The organism is Saccharibacillus sp. CPCC 101409 (assembly GCF_030518235.1).
In the GTDB taxonomy this organism is placed as follows: Bacteria; Bacillota; Bacilli; order Paenibacillales; family Paenibacillaceae; genus Saccharibacillus.
Map to the genome: position 1 here is coordinate 29,622 of NZ_JAULSA010000016.1, position 18,433 is coordinate 48,054.

Sequence of the window (18,433 nt, forward strand, 5' to 3'; positions counted from 1 at the left end):
CGGAAACGTCCCGCCCGGGGCGCTTTTTTGCCGTGGCGGCGGAGACGGCGCCGGAATCGGGCTTTTTTTCCGCCTGCGGCAGCGCTCTACATCATGAAGCCGCGCAAAAAAGTCCCGCGTAAGTTCGATGTCAGCCTGTTCCGGGTATAATCATAGGAGAGAGGCAGCATCCATTTCGCCCGGAGCGGCACGCGAAGTCTTCGGGTATTCAAAGGAGAGAATGAACGATGAGTTTGCAGCAACAGATTATCGCCGAATTGGGCGTGCAGCCCACGATCGATCCGGAAGCCGAGATCCGCAAGCGGGTCGATTTCCTGAAGCAGTACGTCCTCGGTTCGGGCACCAACGGCCTGCTGATCGCGATCAGCGGCGGCGTGGACAGCGCGGTGGCGACGGGCCTGTGCAAACGGGCGACCGACGAGCTGAGCAAAGAATCGGGCAAAGAGTACATCACGCTGGGCGTGTTCCAGCCTTACGGCGAGCAGTCGGATATCGAGCACAGCTACGCCACGGCCAAAGCGTTCGGCCTGACGCATACGATCGAAACGAATATCCGGGACGCGGTCGATCATGTGGCGGACACGGTGGAGAAAAGTTTCAAGGACCTCGACATCAACAACCCGCGCAAAATGACCGACAAAGGCAAAGGCAATATCAAAGCGAGAACGCGGATGGTCGTGCAGTACGCGCTGTCGTTCGAGATGAACCTGCTCGTCGTCGGCACCGACCACGCGTCGGAAGCGATCACCGGCTTCTATACCAAGTGGGGCGACGGCGCCGTCGATATCACGCCTTTGTCCACGCTGAATAAGCGCCAGGTGCGCGAAGTGGGCCGCGCGCTGGGCGTGCCGGCGGAGATTGTGGAGAAAGCGCCGACCGCCGGCCTGTGGGTCGGCCAGACCGACGAGACCGAACTCGGCATCACGTACGACGAGAACAGCGATTATCTCGAAGGCAAAGAAGTCCGCCCGGAAGCGCAGACGCTGCTGGAGAACTTCTACAAGATGACCGCGCACAAACGGAACCCGATTCCGGGCGTGTAAACGCCGGCGCAGACGCGGGCTGCGGCTGCGTACGAGGCGTCGGAGGCGCACCCGGGCGGGTAAGGCGGTAAGAATCCGGGGACGCTTTCGGGGCGTCCGGAACGAATTGCGGAAGGCCCGCTCAGCAGCGGGTCTTTTTTTGCGAAACGGCCGGCGGACCGCCGGCAGAAGGACAGGGACGAAGTACTAAGCGCGCCCCGCCCGAATCGCTTTCGTTAAGCGAAGCCGAAGGTCGGAGACGATCCGCTTTTTCGCGACTTGTTCAATTAACTGCACACGTACACTTATTTCCGAAGAATAAAGGCCTTTTCGCCAAATAAATGCGGGAGTGCATTTAATTTGTCCAAAACGGGCCGTTTGGCGCTTTTGACAGAGCATTAAGTGTATCTGTGCAGTTATTGTGCCTTGCCGCTTCGGCGGAGACGAAATAGCGGTATATAGGCCGTTATTTTCGGGGAAGACGCACGGAGCGTTATAAAATGTCATGCAGTATGCATGCAGCGCATAGAAACAAACGAGTCTAGTATCTGCAGCGTTGACAAGGTACTGGACGGATAACACGAAAGATGAATCGCGCACAGGAACTGGAGTTCGCCTGCCGCTCCTGCTACAATAGAAGGATGCGCGATTAGAGTGGAGGCAAACCGAATATGATTTATGGAATCGGCCACGACCTGCTGGACATCGGCCGGGTGGGCCGGCTGCTGGAAGGCGCGCAGGGCGAGCGCTTTCTGCGCCGTATCCTGACGCCCGCCGAGCGGGAGATCGCGGCGGGCCGGAGCGGCAGGCTGGCGGAATTCGCCGCCGGACGCTTCGCGGCGAAAGAAGCGATCGTCAAAGCGCTCGGCTGCGGGATCGGCCGCCTGGTCGGATTTGAAGATATCGAGATTGTGCCGGACGCTCTGGGCAAACCGGGCGTGGAACTGTCGGCCGCCGCCTGGGACAGATTGAATCTGCCGGGCGGGAGCGCATACGCGATCCATTTGAGCATCACGCATCAGCCGGCGCTGGCTTCGGCCTTCGCCGTTGTGGAAAGGAAGACATCATGAGCGATCAAACGACGAACGGCCTGCCTCCGGGCGGCGAGCGCGAAGCGCGCGAGCGGATCGGGGCGCTGGAGGCCGAAGACAACAAAACGTATTTCAGCCGCGAGCTGCTGGTCTGGTACGACCGCAGCAAGCGCGATCTGCCGTGGCGCAGACACCGCGATCCGTACTTTATCTGGGTATCGGAGATCATGCTCCAGCAGACGCGGGTGGACACGGTTATTCCTTATTTCAACCGCTTTATCGAGCGGTTTCCGACGATCGCCGCTCTTGCGGAAGCACCGGAAGAAGACGTGGTGAAGATGTGGGAAGGGCTCGGCTATTATTCGCGCGCGCGCAATTTGCAGGCGGCGGCGCGGCAGATCGTCGAGCTGCACAGCGGCAGCATGCCGTCGGAACGCGAGCACGTCTTCGCGCTCAAGGGAGTCGGCCCGTATACGGCGGGAGCGATCCTGAGCATCGCGTTCAACCAGCCGGAGCCGGCGGTGGACGGCAACGTCATGCGGGTGCTGTCGCGCTACTTCCTGATCGAAGACGATATCGCCAAGCCCAAGACGCGGATCGCGATGGAGAAAATGATCCCGGCGCTGATTCCGGAAGGGCGCGCGTCCGACTTCAACCAGGCGCTGATGGAACTCGGCGCGCTGATCTGCACGCCGAAGTCGCCGCACTGCCTGATCTGCCCGGTGATGGAACACTGCCGGGGACGCATCGAAGGCATGGAGCGCGAGCTGCCGGTGAAGACCAAAGCCAAGAAGCCGCGGCCGGAGCAGCGGCTGGCCGTACTGCTCGAAGGCGAGGGCGAACGCGCCGGACGGGTGCTGGTGCGCCGCCGGCCGAAGACCGGCCTGCTGGCGGGCATGTGGGAGCTGCCGCATATCGCGGCGGGCAGCGAGGACTGGGGTCTGGACGTGGCGCAGCTGGAAGAACTGCTCGAAGAGCGCGGCCTGATGTGGTCGCCCATGTCGCCGTATATGACCGCGGAGCACACGTTCAGCCATATTCACTGGACGATGCGGGTGCTGATCGCGCGGGAGCAGCCGGACGTGCTGCCGCAGCTCGCCGCGGAGAGCGGCGTCCCGTACCTGACGGCGGTGCCGGAAGCTTCGGACGCTCCGGCGGACGGCGATTCGACCGCAGCGGGCGGCGCGGAGAGCGGGGAGTGGCGCTGGGTATCGCGCGAAGGCATGCAGGATATCGCGTTCCCGAATTTATTCCTGAATATCCTGAACAAGTATTTCGATGGGGAAAGCGAAGAAGAGCGGCGTTAAGGATTGCGTTTTTGGCTCCGGCGCATTTGTTTGCAGGCGCCGAGCCTAAGCTTCACGCTTTTTACCGCATAAAAAAAGACTGCGCCGACAAACGGGCAGTCTTTTTTGTCGTCCGGTATTCCAGGCTTTGAAAAAGCGATTATTTCGCCGCTTCGTAGCGCTTGGACACTTCGTCCCAGTTGATAACGTTCCAGAACGCCGCGATGTAGTCGGGACGTTTGTTTTGATATTTCAGGTAGTAGGAGTGTTCCCATACGTCCAGGCCGAGAATCGGAGTCAGGCCTTCGAAGATCGGGCTGTCCTGGTTAGGCGTGCTGGTTACGGAGAGTTTGCCGTCTTTGCCGACAACGAGCCAAGCCCAGCCGCTGCCGAAACGAGTCGTAGCCGCTTTGTTGAAATCTTCTTTGAATTTGTCGAATCCGCCCAGTTCGCTCTCGATGGCGTCGGCCAGGGCGCCCGACGGGTTGCCGCCGCCGTTCGGTCCGATAACGGTCCAGAACAGGCTGTGGTTGTGGTGTCCGCCGCCGTTGTTGCGAACGGCTGTGCGAATGCTTTCCGGTACGCTGTCGAGGTCGGAGATCAGGTCTTCGAGGCTCTTGCTTTGCAGTTCCGGAGCGCTTTCCAGAGCGTTGTTCAGGTTCGTGACGTATGTGTTGTGATGGCGATCGTGGTGGATCTCCATCGTCTGTGCGTCGATATGGGGCTCAAGCGCGTCGTTCGAATACGGCAGTGCCGGCAGTTCAAATGCCATGATATAATTACCTCCTGCGTAAATGGGATTAGTCGACATTTCCTGCGAAATTGATGAAGCTCACATAAGAAGTACACAGAAATGTCTTTACCCCTTTATTAAACAGGATCACTTTCTTTAAATCAATAGATCATTTTTTCTCCGTGACTTTTTTGTCTGTAAAAAAGATCATAACGATGTAAAACGGCCTTCGTTTATGATGAAGCGGCGCAAAGAGCGCAAAAACGAAAATTACCTCGGCAAACTGACGAAAAAACTCGAAATTAAGCGTTTTCAAAAGAAAAGAGATGTTTTTTCGCGGGGATTATGGTTTAATAACCGTGAGTGAAGAGGTAAATCCGCTGGAAACCACGCATTTTTTTCTGCCCTTTTTGTAAACTCGCGTCTTTCTTTCTGTAAATACCTGATTCAAGTAAGCGTTTGCGAAAAATTTTGGTAAGCGATTTTTTGCATGGGCTGCAATTTCCAAAAGAAGAAGGGGATTTAAGCATGAACGTTCGTTCTTTTCAGTTGAGTGATTCGAGCCGCATTACGGAGCTTTTGCAGGTCGCTTTATCGGAAGAGTGTTATGAAAAGACGATCGGACCTTTTGCCAGACAGCTGGCGTGGGATTCCGAACTGATCCTGGTGGCCGAAGACGGAGACGAACTCGTCGGCGTGCTGATCGGTACGATCGAGCGCAGCATGGGCTGCTACTACCGCATCGCCGTGCATCCGGATTATCGCCGTCAGGGAATCGGCAAAGCGTTGATCGCCAAGCTCGAAAGCCGTTTTCAACAGCGTAAAGTCAGCAGCATCTTCGTATCGGGAGACGAGCACAACTCGCCGGCGCTGCCGCTGTACGAAGCGATGGGCTACGGAGCGAACCGCATTCTGAACGCCGTTCAGAAGCTGAGCATCCTGACTGCGGTTTAAGACCGCGCCGACATATCTTTCATGCAAAAAGAGAGACTCGCGATTCTTCCTTTCGGGAAGGCGCACGATTTTATCCATAAGCTTAATTTGAAGCTAAAGCATACTTGCCCCCTTTACGGGCGTCCCGGCTTGAACGATCGAGCGGAACGCGCAAAGGCGGCAGGTATGCTTTTCTGTTTGCGCGGATTTGGATTGCAGAGAGCGAGAAGGCGCTAAAAGACTCGATTTCATAGCGAATTAGGGGTAAAATGGAGGGTGGAGCACGCAGAGGGAAATAGCGGGAGAAAGGACGGGGAACCGGCATGAACGAACAGGCAATGGACAAACGGGAAGCGGCGGCTTCGTGGGACGCGCTCAAGCGCGAAATTATCAAAGCGGCGCCTTCGCTCGGCATCGACGACATCGGCTTCGCTTCGGCCGAGCCTTTTCTGTCGCTGCGGACAAGGCTGGAACAGCACCGGGCAAAAGGATTCGAATCGGGCTTCGAGGAGCCGGATCTGGATAAACGGACGTATCCGGCGCTCAGCCACGACGATCCGCAGTCGCTGGTCGCGATCGCGGTCGCGTATCCGTCGAAGCTGGAGAATCCGCCGAAATCGGCTCCCGGCCAGACGCGCGGCATGATGGCGCGCTCGGCCTGGGGCCGCGATTATCACCTTGTGCTGCGGGAAGCGATGGACCGGCTGGTCGAGTACATCAAGCAAAAGGTGCCGTGGGCGAGCGTCGTCAGCATGGTCGATACCGGCGTGCTGTCCGACCGCGCGGTCGCGCACCGGGCCGGGATCGGCTTCCAGGGCAAGAACTGCATGATTATTTCGCCCAAATACGGATCTTGGATCTACCTGGGCGAACTGATTACGAATATTCCGTTTACCCCGGACGAAGCGGTGCAGGAAGACTGCGGCGACTGCACGCGCTGCATCGACGCCTGCCCGACGGGCGCGCTGGTCGGACCGGGCGAGCTGAACGCGCAGCGCTGCGTGTCGTTTCTGACGCAGACGAAGGGGCTGCTGAGCGAAGAGTTCATGATGAAGATCGGCAACCGGCTGTACGGCTGCGATACCTGCCAGATCGTCTGCCCCAAGAACAAGGGCAAGCACTGGCCGCACCACGAGCAGCTTCAGCCCGATCCGGAGAAAGCGAAGCCGCTGCTGCTGCCGCTGCTGGACCTCAGCAACCGGCAGTTCAAAGAGCGCTTCGGCGATACGGCGGCGGCCTGGCGCGGCCGCGGCCCCATCCAGCGCAACGCGGTGATCGCGCTGGGGAACTTCAAGGACGAGACCGCGCTGCCGAAGCTCGGCGAGGTGCTGCAAAGCGATCCGCGTCCGGTTATGCGCGGCACGGCCGCGTGGTCCATCGGCCGGATCGGCGGCTCCGCGGCCGAAGAAGCCCTGCTCGCCGCGCAGGCGCTGGAGCAGGATGCGGAAGTGCTGGAGCGGATCGCGCTCGCGCTGAGCGAAGCGCGCGAGGGCCGCAAGCCGCGTCCCGCGAAGGGCGACCCTTCGCGGCGCGGCCGGGCTTCCGAGCCGGATGCGCGGCTCGGGGATAAGGGCGGCGCGGGCGTGGAACGCGCGGCGGAAGGCGGAGCGGGGAGCGGAGCCGGCGAGAGCGGCGAGGCGCAAAGCGAAGCGCGGGAGAATGACGCGGCGGACCGCGCCGCGGGAAGCGGAGCGGGCGCGGGCGGACCGGCCGCGGGCACAGCGGAAAGCCCGGCCGAGCGCGGCGAGCGCGGCCAAGCGAGCGCAGCGGCCGCGGAGGCGCTTTCCGTCTCCGCCGCAGCCGGAGACGCCGTAGAACCGGCCGCCCCGGAGCCGGCCGCGCCGCCTGCGGCCGCGCATCTCTTCTACGACGAGATGCAGTCGCCGATCGGGCCGCTGCTGCTGACGGCGAGCGAAAGCGGGCTGTGCCGAATCGATTTCGGCACGTTTGACGGCCGCTCGGCCGAGCTTGCGGCCTGGACCAAGCGCTGGTTCGGCGCGGCGTCGGAATTGACGCGCCGGCCGGAAGCGGTCGAGCCGTACGGGAAACAAATCTTCGAGTATTTGTCGGGCCGCCGCGAGAGCTTCGATCTGCCGCTCGATCTGCGCGGCACGCCGTTCCAGGTCGAGGTCTGGAACGCGCTGAGAGGCGTGGGCTACGGCGAGACCGCTTCTTACAAGCGGATCGCGGAGATCGTCGGCCGTCCGGCGGCCGTGCGCGCGGTGGGCGGAGCGAACAACCGCAATCCGCTGCCGCTGATCCTGCCCTGCCACCGGATCGTCGGCGCAGGCGGCAAACTCGTCGGCTATGCCGGCGGGCTGGACGTGAAAGAAAAGCTGCTGGCGCTGGAGAAGCGGATCGTGGACGCCAGGCGGAGCGGCGGCAGCTAGATCCGAGCGGGATTCGGGCTTCCGGCGCGGCGCTGGGAGCGGATAAGCCTCGGTTCTTTGCAGGCCGCTCTTTTGAGCGATGCGCGAAGCGGAATTGTTGCGGACATGCATCATTTTCGCGCATTTCTCTTCGAGAAATCCCAAATGTTGCGTATGTACATCATTTAAGACGATTTAGCTTGATTTCGAGCGATAATCAGAGAATATGATGTATATTTACAACAATTTGGCCGAAAAAGCTCGAAAAGGCGGAAAATGATGCGTTCTCGCAACATTTTGCTCAGGACAGGGGTAAGCCAGCTGCAAACCGAGAGAAGTCGGTTCACCTTCGTTTCCGGCTCGCGGGAGTCGAACGGACAGAGCGGACAAACGACAGGTTCCTGCGTCGCGAGCTGGGCTGCGACTTGCTGGGCTGCGACTTGCTGCGCTGCAATCCTGCCCGGCGAACCCTGGTCCTTCGCGTCGAGCCGCCGGCCTTAACCTGCTCGGCGGTGTCACACCCGCCTCGGCCGCTTCGTTCCCGCTCGATCGGCTCGCCTGCGAGGCGATGTCATCCCCGCCCCGGCCGCTTCGTACCCGTGCCGGGGCGTCATTTTCGTTCGCTCGCGCCTTTCCCGCCGGGGCTGTTCTTACCGGTGCGAACGAACCGTTTCGGTACGTCCGCTGCGGTCGCTTTTAACGCGTCCGCCATACCGTCGAATCTTCCTTTTCCCTGCCAACTGGCAATTATAAATTGCGGCAAATGCCGGCTCATGCTACACTTGACTAGTGCGTCCACAGGCGCATGTACAGCTAAAAAAAACGTGGGGTGACATCAGCAATGTGGTGGAATTACGTGATACCGATCGTCACATTGATCGTCGGTTTGGTCGGCGGATTCTTTATCGGCGTTTATTATCTGCGCCGGCAGCTTACCAGCATGCAGAACGACCCGCAAATGCTGCAAAAGATGGCCAAACAGATGGGATATAATCTGAGCGGCAAGCAGATGCAGCAGGCGCAGCAGATGATGAACAAAAACGGCGGCAGCATGCCGGGCGGAATGCCTGGCGGCAAAGCGCCGAAAGGCAATGCGTTTCCTCCGAACAAACGGAGAAGATAAACGCGCGTCGGCTTTCCGTCGAGGGGGAGCCGTCCGTGCGTTGACGGCGCTGCGGGTTCGCGGGTTCGGACCCGCGCGAAGCGCCATGTAAGGAGGATCGGAGCATGTCCGGCATAAACGATAGCACAAACAAAAAGGTTGGCGACAACCGCGAGCGGATCGAGCGCCATATCGCGCAGATTCTGGAGCTGATCGGCGAAGATCCGCAGCGCGAAGGGCTGCTGGATACTCCGGCTCGCGTGACGCGCATGTACGAGGAGATTTTTGCCGGATACGACGTCGACCCGCGCGAAGCGCTGGGCGTAACGTTCGACGAGCACCACGAAGAGCTGGTCATCGTCAAGGACATCGTCTATTACAGCCAGTGCGAGCACCATATGGCGCCGTTCTTCGGCAAGATCCACGTCGGGTATATCCCGAACGGCCGGATCGCGGGGCTCAGCAAGTTCGCCCGTCTGGCCGAAGCCATTACGCGCAGGCTTCAGGTGCAGGAACGCATCACGACGCAGATCGCGGATATTCTGGTCGAGGTGCTCCAGCCCAAAGGCGTGATGGTCGTCGTGGAAGGCGAGCATCTGTGCATGTGCGCGCGCGGCGTCAAGAAGCCGGGCAGCAAAACGGTCACGACCGCCGTGCGCGGCGTGCTTCGCAACGACGCGGCCCAGCGGGCCGAATGTCTCGCGCTCATCAAGAACTGAAGCAAGACGCAGAGACGAACCTGTCCGGCCGCGAGGCCGGCGGGTTCTTTTTTCAGCTTTTTGAACGCATAACGCTTGATAGTGTCTTACCTTTAGCGCTGACAAGGTGATCGCGCATCTATCCGCTACAAATCCGGAAGGAGTGAACGGGATGAAAAAAGCTTCAATCGCTCTTGTGCTGATGCTGCTTCTGATCCTGAGCGCCTGCGGCAAGCCCGCCTGGGTCGGCAATCAGGAAGCGGAGCCGCTGGAAGGCACGGAGCAGCTGTTCGATCTCAAAGCGTACGATCCAAACGAGCAGGTGCGGCTGAACTGGGAAGGCGCCGAAGCGCCGGGCACGTTCGAGCGCCATCCCGACCTGCCGATCGGCGCGTATCTGCCCGAAGGAGCGGCGGCGTTCAAGATGGGCAGCGATACGGCGTGGGGATTCCAGCAGCAGCAGATTTTTATGACGGTGACGCAGAATTCGCATATCGAATCTTCGCTGATGCGCGACCGGACGCCGGAGCTGATGGGCTACAAGGAGTACAAAGGCTCGATCAACGACGGACGGATCGCGGACTTTTTCGAAGTGGAGCAGGACGGGCAAACGTATATCGTCTCGTTCACCTACCTCGATAAAGCCAAAGCGCTGCCGCTGCTGACCGATATGGCGAAAAGCCTGCGGACGGTATCCGGGAACTGAATACACGGCGAAACGCGGCGCTCAAGGCGCTCAACCGATTCGGCGGAACGAGACTTTTTCGTCTGCCGGGTCTTTTTTTATAGGAAAACGGAGTCGAAGCCGGCCGGGAGCCGCTGCTCCTTGTTCGCCTATCGGTTTTGAAAACCGGGCGTTTAAGGTAATGATAGAGAAGGGATTTGGAAGTCTTCACGATAATCGACAAGCGAGTTTGGATTCGAAACGGTTCAAACCGGTCGATCAACGCGAAAGGGGAGCGAGCGGATATGAATACGGAACAGCCTTATTATAAAGAAGTCGGACACGGCGAAGGGGACCGCCTGGGGATCGGCAGGTCGGCGCGCGGAACGGAAGGCGCGGGCGTGCCCGGAGCCGAACAGACCGAACCTGCCGCGCGGCGGGAAAATGAAAATTGGCCGCCCGGCATCCGCATCTGGTCGCCGCCGCTGGAGAGCATGCCGGAGGATGTGATGTTTCCGCTGGCGTGGGAAGAAATGATGTGCCGGCGCGTGGGCGAAGGCGAAGCGCCGATCATGCATATCTGGAGGCATCCGTACGCGCTGACGATCGGGATGCGGGACCGGCGGCTACCGCAGGCACCGCAGGCGATGGAGAAGCTGCGGGGCGAAGGCTGCTCGGTGGCGGTACGGGTGTCCGGCGGAGCGGCGGTGCCGCTCGACGAAGGCGTGGTCAACGTTTCGCTGATCCTGCCGAATCCCGGACGCAAGCTGGAGCTGCACGGCGACTTCGAACGCATGGTGTCGCTGATCGCGGGCGCGGCTTCGCCGTGGACGAGCGGCGCGCAGGCCGGCGAGATCGAAGGGGCGTTCTGCCCGGGCGATTACGATGTAAGCGTGAACGGGCGCAAATTCTGCGGCATCGCGCAGCGCAGGCAGACCAAAGCGTATATTCTGACCGCGTTCGTGATCGTGGAAGGCGGCGGGGAAGAGCGGCGCAGGCTGGCGCGCGAGTTCTACGACGCCGCGTCGGGGGAACTCGCGCCGGGCGGCGCTTATCCCGAGGTGCGCGAAGGCACGATGGCGAGCCTGGACGAACTGGCCGGCGTGCCGTCGTCGGAAGCGTTTATTTCTTCGCTGGAAGACTGGATGATCGAGCGGGCCGGAGCGTCTTTGCTGGACGATGGGCCGGAACTGCCGCTGGACGAGCTCGACCGTTTGTCCGCGCAGCTCAAAGAGCGGTACGACCGGAACTGAAGCGCAGCGCCCCGCGCGCATACGGATGCGTGAGCACGACGGGCGCATGCGTATGCGCACAATCCGCGTCTGCGCAGCAAACCCAATATAAAAGCGGCCGGAGCCCAAAAAAAGCCGTCCCGACAGCGCGAAGGCGTCTATCGGGGCGGCTTTTTTGCGACGGCGTATTCAATCGGCTGCTGCGGCGCGAGCGTAGGCGTAAGGCGGCAATCTCCTTACTGTCCGACCTGTCCGTTCTCGATCTCGTCCTGGCCCGCCAGGCGGATCTGGCCGAGGAAGTTGGACACGCGGCGCAGGTATTCGCGCGGATGCTCGCGGAAGATCAGCTCGTGGTGCGAGCCCTGTACGATCCAGGACGTAGAGTCCGGATTGGTCTGATTGGCCGCCAGCTGCTCGGCGATCTGGTACGGCGCTTTGGTATCTTCGGTACCGTGGATAAAAAACACCGGAATCGGATAATCTTTCTGCTCGACTTCCCGGTACGGAATCTGGTTGAGGCTCGTTCCGTTCAGGATCGGGAACAGCATCTGCAGGATCTCCAGCGACGGGTGGCGCGGCAGCGCGATATTTTGCCGGATATTGTGGTACAGGGTATCCGGCTGGAGCAGGAACGCGCTGTCCAGAATCATGGCGTCGATGTCTTCGCTGACCAGCGCGGCCTGGAGGGCGGTTCCGCCGCCCATCGAGAAGCCCCAGACGACCACCTGGTCCGCGCCTTTGGTCTTGGCGTAATTGACGGCGCCCAGCAGCTGCTGGGTTTCTTTCTTGCCGCCGGTGGCGACTTCCTTGCTGCCGTGGGAAGCGAAGCCGTAATCGAACATGATGACGTTGAAGTTGAGACGGTGCGCGTAATGCGCCAGGTCGTACATCGGAATCCAGGTCTCTTCGCGGTTGGCTCCGTAGCCGTGGCTAAATACGATCGTTTTCTTCGAGTCCGCGTCGTCGGCCGGAATATACCAGCCCTGCATGATCCGGCTTCCGTCCTGGGCGGGGAAGGTGATGTCCTCGTACTCCATGCCGACCGCCTGCTTGGGATTCGAATACAGCGGAGCGACGGTGGGGTTGGAAAGGACCCAGGCGATGTAGGCATGCAGCGCTACAAAACAGAAAATCAGAAAGAAAAGAATCGATAGGAACAAGGCCACAACTACGTTACGCAACCGGCGACGGCCCGGCGAGATTTCCTTAACGGGTTCGTCCGTCTGCGGCGACGCGTTCTGCCGAGGCGGAGCGACGGTTCCGGAAGCGGGATTCATCGCGGTCTCTCCTTAGTCTGAAATTTGAAACGCTTTGAATAGATCGAATAATGTTGAAAATTGGCTTTTGAGCACTTGTTTTTATGGTATGCTCCGGCGCCCATGAAGTCAAACCGGGAAGCGGACACTTATCCTTATTATCGGAAAAAGAAGCCGAATCCACAATCCGCTTTACGATTTTTCAAGCATTCGTTATACTTTTAGTAACCGAGTTTCATTGAATGAAACGAAGCCGGTACGCCGGGGCGGCGGAACAAACAGCTCTGCCCGGAAGTGAAGCCGATTGCTCATACCTTCTATTGAACCGCGTCCATGCTTCATTGAAACTCAAAAATACCCGTTTGGGGAATCCGGAGAGAAGGCTGCCCTATGGAAGAAGGCAAACTGAAAGTTCGCGCCGTCGAACGCGCGCTCGATATATTGATGTGTTTTACGCGCAGCGAAAGCTTGAGCCTGACCGAGATCGCAAGCCAGGTCGGCCTGCATAAGAGCACGGTGCATCGCCTGATGACGACGCTGGAGGAGAAAGGGTTCGTCAACCGCGACGCTTCGACCGAGAAATATCGGCTGGGCATCAAGATCTGGGAGCTGTCCGCGCATCTGTCGAAATCCGACGATCCCGCTCTGCTGCTGCTGCCTTATATGGAACGGCTGCGCGACGAGCTGGACGAGACGGTCAGCCTTTATGTCCGCGACGGCCGGGAGCGCCTGCGCATCCAGGCGGTGCAGAGCAACCAGGCGATCCGCCGGGTCGCGCCGGTCGGCGCGCGCCTGCCGCTGTATGTCGGCGCTTCGAGCAAAGTGCTGGTCGCGTTCTCGGGCGAGCGCGAACAGGATTATATCCTGAGCGATCCGGTCTGGCCGGACGCGGCGAACCGCGCCGCTTTTCGCGATCAGCTCAAAGCGATCCGCGACGCCGGCTACGCGATCAGCGTCGAGGAACGCGAGCAGGGCGCGACGTCGGTCGCCGCGCCGATCTTCGATCTCAAAGGCAATCTCGCCGCCGCCCTGTCGGTGTCCGGGCCTCTGGCCCGCCTGCCGGTTTCCAAGCTGGAGACGTACGCGCCCGTCCTGATGGAGCGCGCGCGGGAAATGGGCCTGATGATTCGCTGAGGCACCGCGGGAAGAGCGCGGGCCTTAAACCGTTTTAAGCCGGGTACTCGTAAGAGTACCCGGCTTTTTGGAGATCCCGGCGAAATTCGCCGCCTTCCGCCAGTTCGTTCTATTCTATTTGAACTGGAACCAGGTTAAATTTGCAACTGTGGTTGAATCCGGCTTAACAAAATTCACATATACCGTATGGGTTCCTACCGCTGTGCCGGCATTGAGCGGGATATTCTTGACCGACCAGTTCTGCCATCCGCCGGTGCTTTCCGCCGTCCAATAACCCAGCATGGCGCCTGTAGGGCTGTCCAGGCGGAATTCTATTCTTCCGCCGGAATTGGCGGATGCCACCTTCAGATCAAGGCTTGTTTTAGCCGTACTGCCAAAGACCACGTTTTTGAAGGCGATATAATCGCCGTTGCTGCCTCCGCCCACATCCAGCCCGCCATCCGTGCTTGCCTCGTAGGAAATAACGCCCGAACTGAGATTGTAGCCTTCCGCTTCGAATTTCAAGGTGTTGAATTTTGGAGCTGCGGCATAGCTGTTCGTATCTGTTATTTTCAATTCTTCCAATGTAGTCGCCGCCGTTCCGCCCACGCGAACATTGTTTAAGGTAACCCCGGAGACGGCAGCCGTGTCGCTCCAACCCTTCATTATGGAAACTTCGCCCAGAGCGCGTAAATTGATATTGTTATAGACCACATTTTTGATCGGACCGGTTTTGGCGGAAAGATCGAACCATCTGGAGTGAACGCCGGATCTCGGCCAGAAGCCTTCCACATCGATATTGTCGAATACGATGTTTTGTGCGGCCGGAGTCCCGTAAAGATGGCCGACCGCCAAAGCGCGCCAGCATCTGTATACATAAGAGTTTTTAACGACGATGCCGTCCTGAAGCTGTTTTACTCCATCCCCAACCTTGAACGCTCCGCATCTGCTCCAGGCAAAAGCATCGTCCACCACTACATTTGACTGGTTTTCGGGACTTCCCGGCCAATTCGCGGCGATATCCGTAGTGGCTACGTCCCATGTCTTGAAGGAGTAAGTGTCGTCCTCCGATACGGCTACCGTATGCTTAATCAGTACATTCTGGCTTTCTTGAATGTCTAGTGCGTCGTTTTCATAATCGAGTTCATTGTTGTTGAAGTGCTTGGTATTCTGGAAGGTGACGTTATTGGATCTTGTAACGAGTGTAGCCCAGCCCCCGCTGTCTCTCAGGGTGATGCCGTCGACCGTAAAGTTGCTGCACTGCAGGGGGACAAGAATATTGTTCAAATAATTGTTTGTATTTCGCATATAGTGGCCGTTGCCGTCGATCGTTCCTCTGCCGTAGATCTTGATATTGTTTGCATTGGTTTCGGTATAAATAAACCATGTTCCATCCTTGTTCAGCGAATTCTTATGAAAATGGGTCGTATAATCGCTTGGATTTCCCGAACCCCTTATCACAGAGCCGCCCTCCAGATACACCGAAACATTGCTTTTCAGCACCAGGTTTCCGGACTTATAAACGCCGGCCGGAACGTATACGATGCCGCCGCCCGTTGCGTTAGCCGCATTGATGGCGTTTTGTATGGCGGTTGTAGCCATAGTGGCACCGGTACCGTCGGCGCCGTATTGGGTTTTTACATTGTAGATCCCTGTACCGGACGAAGCCGGAACATTCGTTTCAAGCGCATCCGCCGCAATGACCAGGTCTTTCAGGTTGTTGATTTTAACAATAAGATAGGTGGGTGACGAGAGGGTAAACGTAAGTTTATTTCCGTTCTTTGTTGCAGGAATCTCAAGGGCTTTGGGAGAGATGTTGTAGGTATTGATAGTCTCGCTTGCCGTTATTGTGATTGTAGTCGTACCGGAAAAGGAGAAATTACAATAATTGTAGTTTACAAATACCGCGGAAGTGTCGATTACCGGTATGTTGGTGGAGTCTGCCGTTACGGTGTATTGATTGGTCGCGGTATAGATCGACGGTAACGGATAGCTGACAACCGTACCCGCCGCTTGCGTCGTCAAAGGAGCAGCCGCCAAAAGAGTGGTGAGCATGCAAACAACCAGACTCAATAATTTCAACTTTTTCAGCATGGATAAACACCTCTTTCTTGTTTTGTGAAAAAACCTTTTTTGTGAAAACATCTTTAAAGCACGGCCCCGCTGTTAATCTTATCTTCGCTCCGGTTCCAGACAGAGCCGGAGCAGATCGTCCACATGCGCCGTTGCCAGACATTCCACCGTATCCGCGGAGCCGTAATAGATCTTCACCTCGCCGTCATCTTCCAGAACGATCCCTCCCGGAAAAATCACATGATTGCGAAAGCCCCCGTCGATCTCATAGTCCGCCTCCGGCGCCAGCAGCGGCTTCCTGCCCATACCGATCACCCTGCGGGGGTCCTCCGGGTCCAGCAGCATAATTCCGGCGGTATAGCGCTTCTTCCAGGCGTCCTCCCAACCGTTCTTGCCTCTGGCCGGGTCCGTATCCACCGCATGGAAGGTGGTCAGCCAACCTTTATCCGTCCGGATCGGAGGCGCGGCCGGGCCGACCTTGTCGTTGGCAAACGGCACCTGTTCGACGGCGAGCAGCAGACTGGAGCTGCCCCAGTGCTTCAGGTCGGGCGACTCGGAGATCCAGGTATCGAAGCGATCCCGGCCGCCGCGGCTGTATACCGTGAAGGGGCGCTCCAGCCGGACATACTTGCCGCCGATCAACTCGGGAAACAGGACCATGTTGCGCAGGTCCGGCGTAGACAGGCTGAGTATCTCAAAGTGTTCCAGATCGTCGGTAACGGCAATTCCTCCCCGGATGCCATGGTGCGTGTCCACGGCGAAACACATATAACAACGGCTTCCGATCACGGTCAGGCGCGGGTCGTAGGCGCGGATGATTTCCTCGTCGTGCATTTTGAACACCGGCTTCGGGCCTGCGGTCCAGTTCAGCCCGTCGTCACTGTAGGCAATGCCGAGATCGGTGGTGTGGTGCGGCTCAAGCGTCCGATCGGCCAGCGAGCCGTAATCGTTACGGAAGATCATCACATACCTGCCGTTGAATTTCGTTACGCCGGCGTTGAATACCAGCGCGGTGGGATAAGGAACCTTCGCTGCATCCAGCACCGGATTGCCCGGATACCGCCGGATGAACGGGGCGGATTGCAGAACTGCCGGAACGTGTGGAGTCATGGGGTGTACCTCCTTGAATATTAACGGTGTCATAGGATTTGCGCCGGTCCGGACCGCTACCCTTTGAGGGAACCGGCCGTCATCTGCATGAAGGATTTGTTGGCCAGCAGATAGGCGACGAGGATCGGCAGGATGGATAAGCAGGCGCCCGCCATCATGTAATGCGTCTGGGACGCCGCGGATATCCCGTATTTCAGGTTTGCCAGGCCGACGGTCAGCGTCTGAAGCTCCGGCTTTGTCATCGTAAATACCAGCGGCAGCAGATATTCATTCCACGCGCCGCGGAAGGTAAACAGGGCGCCTACGCCGAGTCCCGGTCCCAGCAGCGGCAGAATAATCCGCCAGAAGGTCCGGCCGGGGGAGCTGCCGTCCATCAGCGCCGCTTCATCCAGCTCGCGGGGAATCCCTTTCATGAAGCTGGACAGAATGAAAAAGATCGCAGCGTGGGCGGAGATCAGAATCAAGATGACCCCCCACAGGCTGTTGTGCAGATGAAGCTTCACCATCAGATCGAACTGCGGCCGCAGCACGACCGCCCCTACGGCCACGAACATCGTGAAGGATTGCAGGCCGATGTACAATTTCCTGCCGGCAAAGTCCATCCGGTCCACCACGTAAGCCGCCATGGACGATACCAGCAGCGTGCCAACCACCGCCGCCAGAGAGACAATCAGGCTGTTCAGCGTATATCTGGAGAAATTCGCCTGCACCCACGCTTCGGCATAGTTCGAGAACTGCCAGCGAACCGGCAGGAAAGTGGCTCCCGCAGTCAATTCGGCATTGGTCTTGAAAGAGCCGAGAAGGGTGATCACGACGGGAATCAGGGTGAAGAAAGCAAATGTCAGCAAAAAAATCCACAGGATAATAGAGCCCAGGAGGGTTCTTAGTCTCATAATGGCTTCTCTCCTCAATCGGTCTGATTCATGCGTCTGGATGCGTAGAAATAAATGAGCGATATGATCCCGACGATGAACGCAGACACGAAGGCGACCGCACTGCCGTATCCGAACTCCTGAACCTGGACAGCCGCGCTGCCTCCGCCGACAGGGAAAAATAATTTGTACAAATACAGGAACATCACTTCTGTCTTGCCTACGGGACCGCCTTCGGTCAGAACCATGATGCTCTCGTAGCCCTTAAGAGCTGTAATAATCGCCAGCATAATGACCATCTGCATGACCGGTCCGAGCATCGGCAGAGTGATATAGCGGAACTGCTGGATTCTGCCCGCCCCGTCCAGGGAAGAAGCTTCATACACATCTTCCGGGATATTCTGCAGACCGGCGAGGAACAGCAGCATGTAATTGCCGACCGCCCCCCAGGCCGCAACCAGAATAACGGTAAGCATGGCGTATTTCGGCCCCAGCCAGTCCACGCCGGAATCCGTGAGGCCCGAGCGGATCAGGAACTGGTTGAGAATCCCGTTATACGAGTTGAAGATCGTGAAGAAGACTACGGCCATTACGGCGGTGCTGATGACGGTCGGCATGAAGAAAATCCCCCGCAGCAGTTGTCTTCCTTTCAGCCCCCGGTTCAATACGGCGGCCAACAGCAGGGCCAGCGGAATCGTAATCAGCAGCTTGCCGCCGGCATAGACAAACGTGTTGACTACCGAATCCCAGAACTGGGTGTCTTTCAAAATGCGGCTGAAATTGGCCAGCCCGGTAAATCGGGCCGTTCCGAACCCTTTGTAGTCATAGAACATATAGCGGAACGCCCAGGCAATCGGGTAAATCCCGAGGACCAGTGTGAGCAGGGCGCTTGGAAAAATAAAGCTGTATGAAAATAAGGCTTGTTTGGTTTTGTTCATC

General features: G+C 58.5%; 16 protein-coding genes. 10 read left to right on the top strand and 6 right to left on the bottom strand.

From position 1 onward, the window contains the following. Positions 1–227 precede the first annotated feature (227 nt). The 3 genes from nadE (at position 228) to mutY (ending at position 3,360) form a co-directional block, all read left to right on the top strand. Positions 228–1,043, top strand: coding sequence for an ammonia-dependent NAD(+) synthetase (gene nadE / locus QWJ34_RS22950; protein ID WP_302731434.1), 816 nt, complete (start codon positions 228–230; stop codon positions 1,041–1,043). Positions 1,044–1,693: 650 nt separating this feature from the next. Beyond that, on the top strand, positions 1,694–2,092 hold the full coding sequence (gene acpS, locus QWJ34_RS22955) for a holo-ACP synthase (RefSeq protein WP_302731435.1): 399 nt from the start codon (positions 1,694–1,696) through the stop codon (positions 2,090–2,092). After that, entirely contained in the window at positions 2,089–3,360 is a 1,272-nt protein-coding gene (gene mutY, locus QWJ34_RS22960; RefSeq protein WP_302731436.1) for an A/G-specific adenine glycosylase, read from the top strand. The genes acpS and mutY overlap by 4 nt, the downstream gene beginning before the upstream one ends. A gap of 139 nt (positions 3,361–3,499) precedes the next feature. Here the strand turns inward: mutY and QWJ34_RS22965 are convergent, their stop codons facing one another. Then, positions 3,500–4,111, bottom strand: a complete 612-nt coding sequence (locus QWJ34_RS22965) for a superoxide dismutase (protein ID WP_302731437.1) — start codon at positions 4,109–4,111, stop codon at positions 3,500–3,502. Positions 4,112–4,600: 489 nt separating this feature from the next. On the opposite strand from QWJ34_RS22965, the gene QWJ34_RS22970 reads away from it, so the two are divergent. The 6 genes from QWJ34_RS22970 (at position 4,601) to QWJ34_RS22995 (ending at position 11,091) form a co-directional block, all read left to right on the top strand. Then, on the top strand, positions 4,601–5,026 hold the full coding sequence (locus QWJ34_RS22970; RefSeq protein WP_302731438.1) for a GNAT family N-acetyltransferase: 426 nt from the start codon (positions 4,601–4,603) through the stop codon (positions 5,024–5,026). Between the two features lie 302 nt (positions 5,027–5,328). Next, a complete protein-coding gene (gene queG / locus QWJ34_RS22975; RefSeq protein ID WP_483314299.1) occupies positions 5,329–7,395 on the top strand; it encodes a tRNA epoxyqueuosine(34) reductase QueG in 2,067 nt (688 codons plus the stop codon). An 820-nt stretch (positions 7,396–8,215) separates the two neighbouring features. Then, positions 8,216–8,497, top strand: a complete 282-nt coding sequence (locus QWJ34_RS22980) for a YneF family protein (RefSeq protein WP_302731439.1) — start codon at positions 8,216–8,218, stop codon at positions 8,495–8,497. A gap of 104 nt (positions 8,498–8,601) precedes the next feature. Next, positions 8,602–9,195 carry a GTP cyclohydrolase I FolE gene (folE, locus tag QWJ34_RS22985; protein ID WP_302731440.1) on the top strand — a complete coding sequence of 198 codons (594 nt, stop codon included), beginning with the start codon at positions 8,602–8,604 and terminating at the stop codon, positions 9,193–9,195. A 151-nt stretch (positions 9,196–9,346) separates the two neighbouring features. Beyond that, complete coding sequence (locus QWJ34_RS22990) at positions 9,347–9,880, top strand: hypothetical protein (protein ID WP_302731441.1); 534 nt, start codon at positions 9,347–9,349, stop codon at positions 9,878–9,880. A gap of 263 nt (positions 9,881–10,143) precedes the next feature. Beyond that, positions 10,144–11,091 (top strand): lipoate--protein ligase family protein, encoded by a 948-nt coding sequence (locus tag QWJ34_RS22995; RefSeq protein ID WP_302731442.1) that lies wholly within the window; start codon positions 10,144–10,146, stop codon positions 11,089–11,091. 215 nt (positions 11,092–11,306) lie between these two features. Here QWJ34_RS22995 and QWJ34_RS23000 read toward each other — a convergent pair whose 3' ends face one another. Continuing rightward, positions 11,307–12,347: an alpha/beta hydrolase gene (locus QWJ34_RS23000; protein WP_302731443.1), complete on the bottom strand. Its 1,041-nt coding sequence runs from the start codon at positions 12,345–12,347 to the stop codon at positions 11,307–11,309. 369 nt (positions 12,348–12,716) lie between these two features. On the opposite strand from QWJ34_RS23000, the gene QWJ34_RS23005 reads away from it, so the two are divergent. Further along, positions 12,717–13,460 carry an IclR family transcriptional regulator gene (locus QWJ34_RS23005; protein ID WP_302731444.1) on the top strand — a complete coding sequence of 248 codons (744 nt, stop codon included), beginning with the start codon at positions 12,717–12,719 and terminating at the stop codon, positions 13,458–13,460. A gap of 114 nt (positions 13,461–13,574) precedes the next feature. Here QWJ34_RS23005 and QWJ34_RS23010 read toward each other — a convergent pair whose 3' ends face one another. The 4 genes from QWJ34_RS23010 to QWJ34_RS23025 all read right to left on the bottom strand — a co-directional run bounded on the left by QWJ34_RS23010 (position 13,575) and on the right by QWJ34_RS23025 (position 18,432). After that, positions 13,575–15,533 (bottom strand): carbohydrate-binding protein, encoded by a 1,959-nt coding sequence (locus QWJ34_RS23010; protein ID WP_302731445.1) that lies wholly within the window; start codon positions 15,531–15,533, stop codon positions 13,575–13,577. 78 nt (positions 15,534–15,611) lie between these two features. Beyond that, the gene (locus QWJ34_RS23015) at positions 15,612–16,622 is read right to left on the bottom strand and encodes a glycoside hydrolase family 130 protein (RefSeq protein ID WP_302731446.1); all 1,011 of its coding nucleotides are present in this window, start codon (positions 16,620–16,622) and stop codon (positions 15,612–15,614) included. Positions 16,623–16,678: 56 nt separating this feature from the next. Beyond that, a complete protein-coding gene (locus tag QWJ34_RS23020; RefSeq protein WP_302731447.1) occupies positions 16,679–17,515 on the bottom strand; it encodes a carbohydrate ABC transporter permease in 837 nt (278 codons plus the stop codon). Between the two features lie 14 nt (positions 17,516–17,529). Next, the gene (locus QWJ34_RS23025; RefSeq protein WP_302731448.1) at positions 17,530–18,432 is read right to left on the bottom strand and encodes a carbohydrate ABC transporter permease; all 903 of its coding nucleotides are present in this window, start codon (positions 18,430–18,432) and stop codon (positions 17,530–17,532) included. Position 18,433 lies beyond the last annotated feature (1 nt).

Coding starts and splice junctions, on each gene's coding strand:
- nadE (WP_302731434.1), top strand. CDS start 228: ATGAGTTTGCAGCAACAGATTATCGCCGAATTGGGCGTGCAGCCCACG.
- acpS (WP_302731435.1), top strand. CDS start 1,694: ATGATTTATGGAATCGGCCACGACCTGCTGGACATCGGCCGGGTGGGC.
- mutY (WP_302731436.1), top strand. CDS start 2,089: ATGAGCGATCAAACGACGAACGGCCTGCCTCCGGGCGGCGAGCGCGAA.
- QWJ34_RS22965 (WP_302731437.1), bottom strand. CDS start 4,111: ATGGCATTTGAACTGCCGGCACTGCCGTATTCGAACGACGCGCTTGAG.
- QWJ34_RS22970 (WP_302731438.1), top strand. CDS start 4,601: ATGAACGTTCGTTCTTTTCAGTTGAGTGATTCGAGCCGCATTACGGAG.
- queG (WP_483314299.1), top strand. CDS start 5,329: ATGAACGAACAGGCAATGGACAAACGGGAAGCGGCGGCTTCGTGGGAC.
- QWJ34_RS22980 (WP_302731439.1), top strand. CDS start 8,216: ATGTGGTGGAATTACGTGATACCGATCGTCACATTGATCGTCGGTTTG.
- folE (WP_302731440.1), top strand. CDS start 8,602: ATGTCCGGCATAAACGATAGCACAAACAAAAAGGTTGGCGACAACCGC.
- QWJ34_RS22990 (WP_302731441.1), top strand. CDS start 9,347: ATGAAAAAAGCTTCAATCGCTCTTGTGCTGATGCTGCTTCTGATCCTG.
- QWJ34_RS22995 (WP_302731442.1), top strand. CDS start 10,144: ATGAATACGGAACAGCCTTATTATAAAGAAGTCGGACACGGCGAAGGG.
- QWJ34_RS23000 (WP_302731443.1), bottom strand. CDS start 12,347: ATGAATCCCGCTTCCGGAACCGTCGCTCCGCCTCGGCAGAACGCGTCG.
- QWJ34_RS23005 (WP_302731444.1), top strand. CDS start 12,717: ATGGAAGAAGGCAAACTGAAAGTTCGCGCCGTCGAACGCGCGCTCGAT.
- QWJ34_RS23010 (WP_302731445.1), bottom strand. CDS start 15,533: ATGCTGAAAAAGTTGAAATTATTGAGTCTGGTTGTTTGCATGCTCACC.
- QWJ34_RS23015 (WP_302731446.1), bottom strand. CDS start 16,622: ATGACTCCACACGTTCCGGCAGTTCTGCAATCCGCCCCGTTCATCCGG.
- QWJ34_RS23020 (WP_302731447.1), bottom strand. CDS start 17,515: ATGAGACTAAGAACCCTCCTGGGCTCTATTATCCTGTGGATTTTTTTG.
- QWJ34_RS23025 (WP_302731448.1), bottom strand. CDS start 18,432: ATGAACAAAACCAAACAAGCCTTATTTTCATACAGCTTTATTTTTCCA.